The organism is Acinetobacter celticus (assembly GCF_001707755.1).
GTDB lineage: Bacteria > Pseudomonadota > Gammaproteobacteria > Pseudomonadales > Moraxellaceae > Acinetobacter > Acinetobacter celticus.
Genome location: NZ_MBDL01000009.1, coordinates 371,280 through 384,576, shown reverse-complemented (window position 1 = coordinate 384,576; position 13,297 = coordinate 371,280). Strand labels below are relative to the sequence as shown.

At 38.5% G+C, this 13,297-nt stretch carries 13 protein-coding genes; 6 read left to right on the top strand and 7 right to left on the bottom strand.

What is annotated here, in order from left to right; translation table 11 throughout:
• Positions 1 to 120 precede the first annotated feature (120 nt).
• Positions 121 to 1,041, top strand: a complete 921-nt coding sequence (gene dsdC, locus BBP83_RS08615) for a DNA-binding transcriptional regulator DsdC (RefSeq protein ID WP_068887503.1) — start codon at positions 121 to 123, stop codon at positions 1,039 to 1,041.
• A 150-nt stretch (positions 1,042 to 1,191) separates the two neighbouring features.
• On the opposite strand, the gene BBP83_RS08610 is transcribed toward dsdC, so the two are convergent.
• A complete protein-coding gene (locus tag BBP83_RS08610; protein ID WP_068887501.1) occupies positions 1,192 to 1,386 on the bottom strand; it encodes a hypothetical protein in 195 nt (64 codons plus the stop codon).
• A 509-nt stretch (positions 1,387 to 1,895) separates the two neighbouring features.
• On the opposite strand from BBP83_RS08610, the gene sbmA reads away from it, so the two are divergent.
• Both sbmA and BBP83_RS08600 read left to right on the top strand, forming a co-directional pair.
• On the top strand, positions 1,896 to 3,092 hold the full coding sequence (gene sbmA / locus BBP83_RS08605; protein ID WP_068887499.1) for a peptide antibiotic transporter SbmA: 1,197 nt from the start codon (positions 1,896 to 1,898) through the stop codon (positions 3,090 to 3,092).
• 266 nt (positions 3,093 to 3,358) lie between these two features.
• Positions 3,359 to 4,318, top strand: coding sequence for a hypothetical protein (locus BBP83_RS08600; RefSeq protein WP_342669289.1), 960 nt, complete (start codon positions 3,359 to 3,361; stop codon positions 4,316 to 4,318).
• Between the two features lie 100 nt (positions 4,319 to 4,418).
• Here BBP83_RS08600 and BBP83_RS08595 read toward each other — a convergent pair whose 3' ends face one another.
• Both BBP83_RS08595 and yddG read right to left on the bottom strand, forming a co-directional pair.
• Entirely contained in the window at positions 4,419 to 4,997 is a 579-nt protein-coding gene (locus BBP83_RS08595; protein WP_068887496.1) for a DJ-1/PfpI family protein, read from the bottom strand.
• Between the two features lie 135 nt (positions 4,998 to 5,132).
• Positions 5,133 to 6,068 carry an aromatic amino acid DMT transporter YddG gene (gene yddG / locus BBP83_RS08590; RefSeq protein ID WP_068887494.1) on the bottom strand — a complete coding sequence of 312 codons (936 nt, stop codon included), beginning with the start codon at positions 6,066 to 6,068 and terminating at the stop codon, positions 5,133 to 5,135.
• A 257-nt stretch (positions 6,069 to 6,325) separates the two neighbouring features.
• Between yddG and BBP83_RS08585 the strand changes: the two genes are divergently transcribed.
• The gene (locus BBP83_RS08585; protein ID WP_068887492.1) at positions 6,326 to 6,847 is read left to right on the top strand and encodes a hypothetical protein; all 522 of its coding nucleotides are present in this window, start codon (positions 6,326 to 6,328) and stop codon (positions 6,845 to 6,847) included.
• Between the two features lie 52 nt (positions 6,848 to 6,899).
• Here the strand turns inward: BBP83_RS08585 and BBP83_RS08580 are convergent, their stop codons facing one another.
• A complete protein-coding gene (locus tag BBP83_RS08580) occupies positions 6,900 to 7,370 on the bottom strand; it encodes a hypothetical protein (RefSeq protein ID WP_068887490.1) in 471 nt (156 codons plus the stop codon).
• Positions 7,371 to 7,739: 369 nt separating this feature from the next.
• Between BBP83_RS08580 and BBP83_RS08575 the strand changes: the two genes are divergently transcribed.
• Entirely contained in the window at positions 7,740 to 8,750 is a 1,011-nt protein-coding gene (locus tag BBP83_RS08575; RefSeq protein WP_068887488.1) for a hypothetical protein, read from the top strand.
• Between the two features lie 29 nt (positions 8,751 to 8,779).
• On the opposite strand, the gene gatB is transcribed toward BBP83_RS08575, so the two are convergent.
• Genes gatB through gatC form a run of 3 tightly spaced genes read right to left on the bottom strand, consistent with a single transcriptional unit; the run spans position 8,780 to position 12,107 of the window.
• On the bottom strand, positions 8,780 to 10,261 hold the full coding sequence (gene gatB, locus BBP83_RS08570) for an Asp-tRNA(Asn)/Glu-tRNA(Gln) amidotransferase subunit GatB (protein WP_068887486.1): 1,482 nt from the start codon (positions 10,259 to 10,261) through the stop codon (positions 8,780 to 8,782).
• Positions 10,261 to 11,739, bottom strand: a complete 1,479-nt coding sequence (gatA, locus tag BBP83_RS08565; RefSeq protein ID WP_068887484.1) for an Asp-tRNA(Asn)/Glu-tRNA(Gln) amidotransferase subunit GatA — start codon at positions 11,737 to 11,739, stop codon at positions 10,261 to 10,263. Before gatA ends, gatB begins: the two co-directional genes overlap by 1 nt.
• A gap of 53 nt (positions 11,740 to 11,792) precedes the next feature.
• The gene (gene gatC, locus BBP83_RS08560; protein ID WP_068887482.1) at positions 11,793 to 12,107 is read right to left on the bottom strand and encodes an Asp-tRNA(Asn)/Glu-tRNA(Gln) amidotransferase subunit GatC; all 315 of its coding nucleotides are present in this window, start codon (positions 12,105 to 12,107) and stop codon (positions 11,793 to 11,795) included.
• Between the two features lie 133 nt (positions 12,108 to 12,240).
• On the opposite strand from gatC, the gene BBP83_RS08555 reads away from it, so the two are divergent.
• Positions 12,241 to 13,287 (top strand): rod shape-determining protein, encoded by a 1,047-nt coding sequence (locus tag BBP83_RS08555; RefSeq protein ID WP_068887480.1) that lies wholly within the window; start codon positions 12,241 to 12,243, stop codon positions 13,285 to 13,287.
• Positions 13,288 to 13,297: the final 10 nt, after the last annotated feature.

Here is a 13,297-nt window from a genome sequence, read left to right as displayed (position 1 = left end):
AAAAAATGGATTGAAATAAGCATTGATCTTTAAATCAATTTTGAGTCCAATGTTGTATTGTGTCGTAAATGAATTTTATTTTCTGATGCATAATATGATCGATAGGCTGAGAGGAAATGAATGACCAATTCACATAAAAGCCTGACAGGTTTTCAGTTGTCAAAACTGTATACTTTTGAAGTTGCTGCTCGACATGAGTCATTCGCTTTAGCCGCAGAAGAACTGTTTTTGACACCCAGTGCGGTCAGTCATCAGATTAATTTATTAGAAAAAGAGCTGGATATAAAATTATTTTTACGCTTGCACCGTAAAGTAGAATTAACCAGTGAGGGTAAGCGTGTTTTTTGGGCCTTACAATCCTCATTAGATCATTTAAATACTGAAATTAAAGCCATTCAAAATCAGGCATTAGCAGGGTCGCTCACGATTTATGCCAGACCTTCAATTGCACAGTGTTGGTTGGTTCCTAAACTTTCTGATTTTATTCAACGCTATCCATTTATTCAGCTGTCCATTTTGACAGGAAATGAAAATATTAATTTTCAGCGGGCTGGAATTGATTTAGCCATTTATTTTGATAATCAGCCATCCTTTCAATTGGATTATCACTATTTGATGGATGAACATATTATTCCAGTGTGTAGCCCAGAGTATGCAGCAAAGTTTAATTTAATGGGGAACTTGGACAACCTTGTTCTGTGTACTTTATTACACGATTGTCAAGCATGGAGTAATGGTACTGGAACGGATGAATGGAATAGTTGGGCGATACATTTTAATGTCAATATTGATAGTTCTGTCGGAATGAGCTTTGATCGTTCAGACCTTGCTCTTATTGCTGCCAAAAATCATTTAGGCATTACCATGGGCAGAAAAAGGTTGGTACAAAAGGACATCGAAACTGGCGAATTGGTGATGCCATTTCCAGAGATGTATCTACGCTGTGATCAGCATTATTATGTGGCCTCACTCAAAGACCGTAAATGGCCAAAAATAGATGCTTTTATTGATTGGTTGAAAGACGCTGGGAATGAAGAATAATTTTAAGTTTTATAATACTTGATAGGACATCAATTTTTTAAAAAATCTCAAATAAAAAATAATGGCTTTGTTATACAAGGCCATTATTAAAAAAACTGAATTTTATTGGGGAATCAAAAAACTTAAATGTAGCTTGATCAACTTTAGTCTTTAAATTTCACGCCAAATGGTATCTTGATCTTTGAGGGAAATCATAAAGTTAAAGTTATCATCATTGCTGACCAATAAGCCTTCAGGTGTATGCATGACGACTTTTAATACCGTCCCCGATTCAAACACCAATGGGCTACAATTTTCTTTTCTTAGTGTGATGGGTTGAAGTAATTCAACAATTAGTTTTTCCATTTCGCTCCCCTTAAAGTAAATATACTTATTGTTTAATATTAGCATATTCTATGGTTTTTTAACCAAAAGTACAAATAGTGATCATTTTATTGGATTTTTCAACAAAGAAATAATTCATATTCTCTTCAGAAAAGTCTAGCAAGATGTTCATAAAATGACTGGGATAATGTGCAGAGATTAGTGTTGTATGAATACTGATGTTATTTTAGTGGTTGGTATGAAAATAAATGTATGTATTTAAAGGATGTTGTTGCTTAGATGGTGATAGCACCATATTTTGTTTTATATTTTAAGTAACAATTGAACCTTGGAAGAGGACTTTCTGAGCAGAAAAATTACTTTCTAGGAGATCGTAACAATAATAAATGATTTGAAAACCGTTACGCTGATTTTTGAATGCAAGAAATATAATTTCTAAAAAATTCAATTTTTAAAAGAAAAAAGAATTTTTAAGTTTTATGATCAGTGTACATTCCTCAAAGCAATAATAAAGGACATTGGTAGCAAGCATGTTTAAATCTTTTTTTCCAAATCCAAAATTCTTTTTTGGATCACTGATACTTTGGTTTGCCGTCAATGTCGCCCTTTGGTACAGCGGTGGTAGTGGTTGGGGAACTTTCTTGGGTTTGCCTCCAAATTATGCCACTGCTGAATTGGCCATTGGGGTCAGTCGTTTTTGGTCGCCTGCATTTATCTGGTTTTATATTTGGTTTTTTGTATCAACGGCTATTTTTGCTATTTTTTGGAAAATAAAATCGAAAAACCCTTGGCAGGCATGGTCAGTGTGGGGCTCTGCATTCATCTTATTTAATATTTGGTTTGGTGTGCAGGTCAGTGTTGTGGTAAATGCATGGTACAACCCATTTTATGACCTAATTCAACAGATGCTTAGTCATGGGGGCGGGGATGTTACTTTACTTTATCGTGGTGTGATGACTTTTCTATATGTGGCGATGGTATATGTCACGGCAGCGGTCTTTAACCTATTCTTTGTCAGCCATTATGTGTTTCGCTGGCGCACCGCAATGAACGAGTATTATACCGCCAATTGGGAAAAACTACGTCATATTGAAGGGGCATCGCAACGTATTCAAGAAGATACCATGCGTTTTGCCAAGACTATGGAAGGCTTAGGCGTGAGTTTGGTTGAGGCATTAATGACTTTGTTGGCATTTATGCCTGTTTTATTTTCATTGTCCTCTCATGTTAAAGACTTGCCGATTGTCGGAGAAATTCCACATGCTTTGGTCTGGGCTGCTATTTCTTGGGCGGTATTGGGTACAGGTATATTGATGTTAGTGGGCTATAAATTGCCTGGATTAGAATTTAATAATCAAAAAGTAGAAGCTGCTTATCGTAAAGAGTTGGTTTATGGGGAAGATAATCCTGAACGTGCAGATCCGCTAACTTTAAAGGAGCTGTTCAGTAAAGTGCGCTTTAACTATTTCAGATTGTATTTCCACTATGCCTATTTTAATTTGGTGCGAATTTGGTACATGCAGTTAGACAATATTTATGGTTTATTTGTTCTTTTCCCAAGTATTGCGGCGGGTGCCATTACACTGGGTTTGATGATGCAAATTTCCAATGTTTTTGGCAAAGTACGTGAGTCTTTTCAGTATTTAATTGCATCATGGCCAACCATTATTGAGCTACTTTCTATTTATAAGCGTTTGAAAGCATTTGAATCGACTTTAGACTCATAAAGAATAAAGCCCGTAATTCACGTTGCGGGTTTTATTGCTTTGAAAATGTGCTGTATAAGACAATATTTTGTAAATTGTATTTTTATATTTAAACAAGAGTGTGCTGTAATTCGGCTAATAATTGTAGATGTTTATCAAGTTGGTGGTTTATGATTAAACTGTATTGTGGTTTTGAATTGAAATAACATGAAAAACAGTCGCTTAAGTTTGAGATTTAGTGATATTTGGTATATGTTCTGTTTTTCAGCATGGTTGAGACTGAGTGTGTGGATTTTAAAAAAATAGTGTTGATTGGTGGCTTAAGCATATTGCTACAGGCCTGTAATAGTCTCGGGACTTTGAGTTCAAATTCCTTAGCGCAGTATACAAGTGCGCAAGATTTCATTATTAAGAAAAATATTAATCAATCAAATGGTACGGCTAAAGAATATGTCTACGCATGGGGAGCGAAAAATAAACAAGCAGAACCTCATTCGTTGTATCCGCGGAAATATTTAAGCAACTATTGTCACGATAAAGCAGGTCGTTTTTCGTTATTACATAAAAGCACGTTGCACTTGGTTAACGATGTAAAAGATCGAAATATTTTAGCGAATAATCAAAATGTGAAGCAGGGAATTGGTGCTTATCAGTGCATCCAAAAAAATGGCCAACGTTGGATTGTTTCCATCGAACCTGTATCTGAAGTCAAATCTACCCAGTATGCCGATGCGCGAGCAGTACGCTTACAAGCTGAAATTATGGGTGCAGAAGAAGCGCGACGTTTTTATAAAAACAACGCACCAAGTGTGAATGCCACTAAAAAGTCGACAGTGGTCACCACGACAAAAAATAATGTCGTTAAACCTGTGGTGAAAGAACCTGAAGAGAAAAAGGAACCTGTTGTCGCAGAACCAGTGAAGCGAACAGTTCAACCTGCACTGACCGCACAGCAACAACAAATGCAATATTATGTGGCTGCACGTCGTGACTTAGCCAAAGGAGAAAATCGAGCAGCTGCCTGTAATAATGCTCAACGTGCTTATAATTATGGCAAATTACATGGTGCTAATGCTTCGAATGTATATGCTGAATCTGGAGTCTTACTTGCACGGTGTTTAACGTCTGTGCCTGCTTATAATCGCCAAGTCCCTAATGCTAAAGCAAAGGCGACGGGTATTTTGCAGAATTTATCCAATAATTATAATCATGCAGGTGCAAAGCATATGCTGAATCAAATGAAGTAATGTCGCTATGTTGTAGTGTCGTATTCAAACATAATGAATCATTTAATGGCTTTCTGCGCTTCATTGAAATTGTGATGCACAGAAGGCCATAAAATATGACTTATAGCGTAATGGTTGCACCTAAAGCTTTTACAAATTGCGCCATCCATGCAGGGTGTGCAGGCCAAGCAGGTGCTGTCACTAAGTGTCCATCTGTTACCGCTTCAGTAACAGCAATATCGGCATATTTCCCGCCAGCTAATTTCACTTCTACAGCACAAGCAGGGTAGGCCGAGCAGGTACGACCTTTAAGGACGTCAGCCGCCGCCAAAAGTTGCGCACCATGACAAACAGATGCAATCGGTTTTTGCACCGCATCAAATTCACGAACAATGTCGATGACACGTTGGTTCATACGCAAGTATTCGGGTGCGCGACCACCAGGAATGACTAAACCCACATAGTCTTGGGTGTTGACTGCGTTAAAATCGTAGTTAATGGCAAAGTTATGGCCACGTTTTTCACTATAGGTTTGCTCTCCTTCAAAATCATGAATAGCGGTTGCAATACTGTCACCCGCTTTTTTGTCTGGGCAAACGGCGTGTACGGTATAGCCTAAACCGGTGAGGAACTGAAAAGGCACCATGACTTCATAGTCTTCGACATAATCACCGACGAGCATTAAGATTTGTTTTGACATGTATGTTCCTTTATTTTGATGTGATTTATATGATCTTTTAGCTTAAAAATAGCACAATAAACTTTTAGTTTTAAGGCGTTTATTATTTTCTTTAGTCGAACTTTTTATGTTTTTAATTTGCTTAATGATATTGGGTTAATCACAGGTGTATTTCATTTTTAGAGCAAGCAGTTTGGCTTTGATGGGTTGCCAGTTAGTTGAGATCCAACAAACTAATGAACCCAAAGTGACTAAAATAGTACCGCTCCAAAAATTGCTAGATAAACTGGTCTGTAAAATCAGCATAGAAATGAAGGGCGAGAAAACAGGGCTAAAATAAGAGAGGGTCACTAATATGGTTATATTTCCTTTGATAATACCAATATTCCATGCGGCATAACCCAATGCAGTCACGGTAGATAAAATTGCCATATAAATAAGGGTGGTTGTGTCGATGCTCGGCATACTTTTAATGTCATGTAAAATGAACATTTTTAGCCAAAGTACAACGGCAACGACCAGAAAAAACAGTGCAATGGGATTGTGACCATTACTGTATTTTTTGGTGATGACACAATACAGTGCCCATAAACTTGCACCCAGTAGCGCTAAAATATAACTGATCGGGTTTTGTTGAATATTGTGTAATACCGATACCCAACTGAAAGCACCATTACCTGTTTGAATTAGGATAATTCCGCTCAAACTAATGACAAGACCAATCACCACTAAAAAATTAAATTTGAGTTCTTTAAATATAATTAAAGTTGCAATGGTTAAGCTTGGCCATAAATAGCCCACTAAACTAATTTCGATGGCTTGTTCAGGTGTTTGTGTAAGCGCAATCGCATAAGAAAAACACAGTTCATAGACCACAAATAAACTGGTGGCAAAAAGAAGATAGTATTTAGAAATTTGTTTTAAGTTGGGGATACGAAACAAGAGTAATAAAATGATGGCACTGAAGGTGTACATACATGTAACCGCGAGATCAGCGCCAATCTTGCTACTGATGGTTTTGAGTAATCCAACGATAGAAGACCATTGTAAGATTGCAGTAAAGCCAATGAGCGTTGCGATATTTTTTGACATTCTGCACTCAGAAATGGTTTGGAAAACCAAAATTATATGTTTGCGGTAATTATACTGTGAAAAAGGTTGTTTGAAGAGAGATATTTAACAGATGGTTTATAAGCATAGTTGTGATTTTTTTAACTAAAACTTTGATATTAATTGTTAATTAATGATTATGTGGTTCAAGCAATAAGGCTTTAAGTTACAGAGTCATAACAGGTGAATGGATAGCAGATGTGATACAAAGAATTTGATTTTGCTTAAGCGTGCTTCTTATGTCACACCATACCTCTGTTGTTCTTCGTCAAAAAATTCCACTTATAAGCCGTTCTTTATTCATGACAGTTGTATTGCTTGGAGCGACCCAATTTGCAGTTGCAGGGCCAACGGTAGACCAACTGAGTGATTGTTTGGTGAAGTCCACCACAGCAACAGATAAAACGGCTGTTTTACAATGGACATTTGTAGCGCTGTCTGTACATCCAGACTTGAAAGCCTATAGCAATGTTACAGATGAGCAAAGAACGCAGTTGGATAAAAAGTTGGCTCAAACATTACAGCGAATATTGGTCGAACAGTGTTCTGCACAAGCGAAAGCCGTGATTCAGGCTGAAGGTTTGCAGGCTGTTGGCGACAGTTTTCAAGAGTTAGGAAGTATTACTGGTGAAGAAATTTTAAAGAACCCAGAAGTGAAACAGCAGTTAAAAGGTGTGGTGCGTTATTTGGATTTGAATAAATTGATGATGACTTTTCTAACGCCAGATTTGTTTAATAAGTTGGGTGTCATTCGGAAGTGATTTAAAAAAATCCCTCTAAAATTGAGGGGTTTTTTTAGCGAAATCTAAGCTTTTAGTTTAATGAACATGCCTTACCATTATATTCATAACGGTTTACATCATATTTTTGACCATTCCAGCGGTAAACGGCAAAACAAAATCCAGGGCCGCCATTTTCAATATCAGGCCAGCCGTCTTTCCCTTTTGTTTTTAGAAAGGTCGGAATGCCTGCATTTTCAAAGATTTTTTTCCATGTTCCATTTTTTTGCTGAGAAATGATGTGGTAGCCGACACCTGTATTGCCATAACACATAGTGCTGTAGTCTGAAATGACCGCGTCTTTTAGTCCATCACTATTTAAGTCTTTGTATGTGGTAATTTCACCTGTGTCGCAGTTGCCTTCCCAGCCATTTTTTGTTTTTGCAAAGCCTGCGACCTTAAAGATTTGGCTGGCTTCTTTAGCTGAAACATTGGGTTTGGTTTCTGCAAATGTGTTGGTGCTAAGTAGAGCAAGCGCAGAAAGTGTAAGAATGGTAGTTTTCATTTTTGTCCTTTGATTTTTAAAGTAGTTAATTTTTAAAAATAGAATGTGTTTAGTGTAGTGGATTTTGGGGAATTAGATAGGTGGTGTGTTTTAGCTCTTCATTAAAGGTGAGAAGCAAAGCTTCACAAGGAAAGGGAGGGTGAAACTTCGCATAAATAAGAACTTTAACCGTTGAATACATTTTAGGTCTTGGAGCTTGTTTATAGAAGATACTTTTTTGATGGTCATATTGTTTTTTGTTTGAGGAGTTTAGTTTTGTGAAATATTTGAAAGGATTAATTAAAACTACTCCTTAAACTATAAGTATTCTTAGAAATAAATGGTATGTTTAATTTGTTATATTTAATTAATTTTTTAGGGTGAGGGAAAATGTATTTGAATTTTAGACTATGTGTTCTTGAGGCAAATGCACAGCGATATGAGGATTTATTTGTGAAAATTATGGGGGCTTATAAAAATGGCTTTCAGCCTGTAAGACCACATGGAAATATTGGTGATCGTGGAAACGATGGTTGGATAAAAGATGAAGGTATTTATTATCAAGTATATGCACCTGAGGATGTCACTAAAAATAGTACGGATGTTCTAAATAAAGCAAAAGCTGATTTTATAAAATTAAAAAAATATTGGGATAAAATTGCTCCATTAAAAGAGTATTATTTTGTTGTTAATGATAAATATCAAGGCGTTGGTCCTCATATTAGTAAACTTTTAGAAGAAATTAGAGTTGAGAATGGATTAGATAAGACAGGAGTAATACTTGCTCAAGATTTACAAAACTTTTTTCATGATCTAAAGCCAGAGCAAAAAATTAGTATTATTCCTTTGTTAGACTCGCAGAATGTACACCAAAATATCTATAAATTTCTAGCTGATCAGCTTATTAAAATCCTAGATATTCCAAATTGGGTTAGAACTAGTGAGAATTTGATAGCTAATGCAATTCAAGATTCTGCTTTAGATAATTTCTATAAAGCAAATTTACTGATTAACAAAACTCAATTGTCAGGTGTGTATGAATCTTTAAATAATTCTATTATTCAATTAGGTATAGCTATTCTTGATTTAGCTGAGCATTTCAGCGGGAATTTAGTAAGATTGGATTCGAATTTTTATCGTCTTGATAAATCTTGGAGACAAAAATGGGTAAGCAATTTTGATGAACAAAGTGAAAGAGATACTGTCTGGATAAATGAACTGTATAGAAAACATAACAATTTTGTTTACAGCTTTAATGTATTTGCTGAAAATGTTAGAAAATATATTCAACTAGATTTTTATAATGGACAAGTGATTACAATTGTAGACTCTTTGGGTGTTTATAATGAAATGGTAAATTCTGAATACTTACCTGATCAATTTATAGAAAACCCGCTCTAAAGCGGGTTTTCTTTTAAAGAAAGATTAGATCAACCAATCAACTTCTTCATCAACTCATTCACTTGCGCAGGGTTAGCTTTCCCCTTAGACGCTTTCATCACTTGGCCGACAAGACCATTAAAGGCCTTCTCTTTGCCTGCTTTGAATTCTTCAACCATCTTCTCGTTGGCAGCAAGAACGTCTTTAATAATCGCTTCAATCGCGCCTGTATCAGTTTCCTGCTTCAAGCCTTTTTCCGCAATAATTTCGTCCGCAGTTTTACCTTCATCCCACATAAAGCCAAACACTTGCTTCGCAATTTTACCGCTGATGGTGTTGTCCACAATACGAGCAATCATACCGCCCAATTTCTCAGCAGAAACCGGAGAGTCTTGAAGTTCTAAGCTGGCTTTATTTAAAGCGCCAGAGAATTCACCCATCACCCAGTTTGCAGCCACTTTACCTTGAGCTACACCGCCAGAAGCCGTCACAACAGCTTCATAGAAGTCTGCCATTTCGCGTGAAAGCGTAAGAACATGTGCATCGTACTCAGTCACTGCTAAATCAGCGATAAAACGCGCACGACGTGCTTTAGGTAATTCAGGAAGTTTTGCACGAGCAACTTCAATCTGCGCATCAGAAATAATTACAGGTAGTAAATCTGGATCTGGGAAGTAACGATAGTCGTTCGCTTCTTCTTTCGAACGCATTGAACGCGTTTCCATTTTCACAGGATCAAATAAACGTGTTTCTTGGTCGATTTTACCGCCATCTTCCAAAATATCCATTTGACGTTCAATTTCAACGTTAATCGCTTGTTCAATGAAACGGAACGAGTTGAGGTTTTTCAATTCACAACGTGTACCAAACTCATTGCCCGGACGACGTAAAGACACGTTACAGTCACAGCGGAACGAACCTTCGGCCATGTTGCCGTCAGAAATGCCTAACCAACGCACAAGCGTGTGAATTGACTTAATATAAGCCACGGCTTCTTCAACCGAACGCATATCTGGTTCAGACACAATTTCAAGTAATGGCGTACCTGCACGGTTTAAGTCAATGCCTGACATGCCTTCAAATTGGTCATGGATTGATTTACCCGCATCTTCTTCAAGATGCGCGCGGGTGACACCAATACGCTTAATAGAACCATCTTCCAGTTGAATATCGATATGACCTAAGCCAACAATTGGATTGTCCATTTGGCTAATTTGGTAGCCTTTAGGCGAATCTGGGTAGAAATAGTTTTTACGTGCAAATACAGATGCTTGATCGATGTAGGCATCAATACCCAAACCAAAGCGAATGGCCAAATCAACCACTTCTTTGTTCAATACTGGCAACACACCCGGCATGGCTAAATCGACAATGCTGGCTTGGGTATTGGGGTCTTGACCAAAAGTGGTTGAAGAACCAGAGAAGATTTTGGTATTGGTCGCAAGCTGAGTATGAATCTCAATTCCGATCACCACTTCCCAGCCATCAATCAAGTTCGATTTTGGTTGAGCCGATTTTTGTGAACTGGTCATTATGCGTTCTCCTCAGCAATTGCAGCGCGTTTGGTGTGCCAATCAGTTGTTTGTTGATACTGATGTACCACAGACAATAATTGAGATTCAGACCAATAGTTACCAATCAGCTGTAAGCCAACAGGTAAGTTGTCTTTATCAAAACCAACTGGTGCGTTAATGGCAGGTAAACCTGCTAAGTTCACAGCAAGGGTGTAGATATCACCTAAGTACATTTCTGTTGGGCTAAGATTTGCCCCAATCTTGTATGCTGTCGTTGGCGCAGACGGTGCCGCAATCACATCCACAGCTTCAAATGCTTTTAAGAAATCTTGTTGAATTAAACGACGCACTTTTTGTGCTTTCACATAGTAAGCATCGTAGTAACCCGCAGATAAGGCATATGTACCAATCAGGATACGACGTTGCACTTCTGGGCCAAAACCTTCTGAACGTGAACGTTTGTACAAGTCCATCAAGTCCACAGGGTTTTCACAGCGGTAGCCGTAACGCACGCCGTCATAACGTGACAGGTTAGAAGAGGCTTCTGCTGGAGCAATCAAATAATAAGTCGGTACATAGCTTTCCGTCATGTTGAGATCAATCTCAACCAAGATCGCGCCCATGTCTTCTAACTTTTTCAGCGATTCTTCAACACGTGCTTTCACGTCAGCATCTAAACCAGCAACATTAAAGTACTGTTTTGGAATACCAATGCGTAAACCTTTGACTGATGTGCCATTTAAGTTGGCGACATAGTTATCAACGTCTTTATTGACCGATGTTGAGTCTTTGGCATCATGTCCAGCCATCGCATTCATCAGGTAAGCACAGTCTTCTGCCGAACGCGCCATAGGGCCTGCTTGGTCTAAAGAGGATGCATACGCGATGATACCGAAGCGAGAAACACGACCATAAGTCGGTTTAAGACCCGTTAAGCCACAAAAAGAGGCCGGTTGGCGAATTGAACCACCTGTATCTGTTCCTGTTGCAAAGGGTGCAAGGTCAGCTGCTACAGCGGCCGCAGAACCACCCGATGAACCACCCGGTACATGGTCTAGCGCCCAAGGGTTCGCTGTTGCACCAAAGTAAGACGATTCAGAGGTAGACCCCATCGCGAATTCGTCCATGTTCACTTTACCTAAAGTCACAAGGCCGGCTGCTTTCGCTTTTGCAACGACAGTTGCATCGTATGGAGAGATAAAGTTATCTAAAATTTTTGAGCCCGCAGTGGTTTTAACGCCTTGGGTACAAAAAATATCTTTATGGGCAAGGGGAACACCTGTTAGCACATTTGCGCCACCTGCTTTCAGTAAAGCATCGGCGGCATCAGCTTCGGCTAAAGCTTGTTCAGGGGTGACAGTGACATAAGATTTGACTTGAGCATCGATTTTTTCAATGCGTTTCAAATAATGTTCAGTTATTTCGCGTGAAGAAAATTGAGCACTGGCTAAACCTTCAGTCATTTCACGAATTGATAAGCGATGTAAATCAGTCATGGGAAATAATTCTTTACGTTTAATTTTAAGAAAATAGATGAACTGAGTGGTTTTTACTCAATTACACGTGGGACAAGGTACAAACCATCTTGAGTTGCAGGTGCAACGGCTTGATATTCCTCACGATGATTTTCTTCAGTCACCACATCTTCACGTAATGGCTGTGGATTGTCGAATGGACTTTTAAGCGGTTCAATACCATCTGTATTGATACCCTTTAAAGTCTCCATCATGCCTAAAATTTTATTTAAACTTTGAGCATATTCAGCAGATTGCGTCTCACTCAGTGACAATCTTGCCAAATTGGCAATGGCTGAAACTGTTTGTGCATTTAGATCTGTTGAATGCTGTGCATCCGATGTAGACATAACATTACCTAATTCAGTATTAAAAAATTTCAAATTATCGTGCGTTATAATAAGCGATTGACTTGTTCAAATCATCACATTTAGTTAAAGTTGCCACCTTGCGCCCACATAAAGTTTAATCGAGAACGTCTCCGTGATTTTAAAACGACTAATTGGCTTGTTTTCGCCTGATCTAGCCATTGATTTAGGTACAGCAAATACACTTATTTATGCGCCAGGACGAGGCATTATATTAAATGAACCGACGGTTGTGGCGATTCGTCACAGTGGTTCACAGAAAATTGTTTCTGCTGTCGGTCTTGATGCGAAGCAAATGCTGGGTCGTACACCGGCAAATATTTCTGCAATTCGCCCAATGAAAGATGGCGTGATTGCAGATTTTGAAGTGACAGAAACAATGCTGAACCAGTTTATTGGTAAAGTACATGAAAAGCGTTTGTTTCCGCCTGCACCACGTGTTGTGGTGTGTGTCCCTTGTAAATCGACTTTAGTCGAACGCCGTGCAATCCGTGAAGCAGTTTTTAATGCTGGTGCTCGTGATGTACGTCTAATTGAAGAACCAATGGCTGCGGCAATTGGTGCTGGCATGCCTGTAGAGCAAGCATGCGGTTCAATGGTGGTTGATGTTGGTGGTGGTACAACTGAAATCGCTATTATTTCATTGCAAGGTTGCGTCTATGCAGATTCATTGCGTATTGGTGGTGATGTATTTGATGAACAAATTATAAACTACGTACGTAAAGCACATGGTTGTGTGATTGGTGAAACCACTGCTGAAATTATTAAAAAAGAAGTAGGCATGGCACTTCCAGACGAAGGTGCAAAACCTTTGGAAATTGAAGTTCGTGGCCGTAACCTTGCAGAAGGTGTACCACGTGCAATTACCGTAACTTCTGATGAAATTACTCAAGCCATTTCTGATCCATTACAAAATATTGTTTCTGCTGTGAAGTCTGCTTTAGAGCAAACACCGCCTGAACTTTCATCTGATATTGCAGAACGCGGTATTGTGTTGACAGGTGGTGGTGCGTTGTTACGTAATTTAGACAAACTCTTAGCAAAAGAAACAGGTTTGCCTGTTGTGGTTGCTGAAGATCCTTTAACGTGTGTGACACGTGGCGGGGGTAAAGTGCTTGAGTTCTTTGACAACCCAAATCATGACATGCTGTTTGTAGGCTAAGAAAAGGACG

Bases quoted from the DNA above. Each gene is read 5' to 3' on its own strand.
- gatB (WP_068887486.1), bottom strand. From the start codon at position 10,261: ATGACCAGTTCACAAAAATCGGCTCAACCAAAATCGAACTTGATTGAT.
- BBP83_RS08585 (WP_068887492.1), top strand. From the start codon at position 6,326: ATGTCACACCATACCTCTGTTGTTCTTCGTCAAAAAATTCCACTTATA.
- BBP83_RS08580 (WP_068887490.1), bottom strand. From the start codon at position 7,370: ATGAAAACTACCATTCTTACACTTTCTGCGCTTGCTCTACTTAGCACC.
- BBP83_RS08595 (WP_068887496.1), bottom strand. From the start codon at position 4,997: ATGTCAAAACAAATCTTAATGCTCGTCGGTGATTATGTCGAAGACTAT.
- sbmA (WP_068887499.1), top strand. From the start codon at position 1,896: ATGTTTAAATCTTTTTTTCCAAATCCAAAATTCTTTTTTGGATCACTG.
- BBP83_RS08610 (WP_068887501.1), bottom strand. From the start codon at position 1,386: ATGGAAAAACTAATTGTTGAATTACTTCAACCCATCACACTAAGAAAA.
- gatC (WP_068887482.1), bottom strand. From the start codon at position 12,107: ATGTCTACATCGGATGCACAGCATTCAACAGATCTAAATGCACAAACA.
- BBP83_RS08575 (WP_068887488.1), top strand. From the start codon at position 7,740: ATGTATTTGAATTTTAGACTATGTGTTCTTGAGGCAAATGCACAGCGA.
- gatA (WP_068887484.1), bottom strand. From the start codon at position 11,739: ATGACTGATTTACATCGCTTATCAATTCGTGAAATGACTGAAGGTTTA.
- dsdC (WP_068887503.1), top strand. From the start codon at position 121: ATGACCAATTCACATAAAAGCCTGACAGGTTTTCAGTTGTCAAAACTG.
- yddG (WP_068887494.1), bottom strand. From the start codon at position 6,068: ATGTCAAAAAATATCGCAACGCTCATTGGCTTTACTGCAATCTTACAA.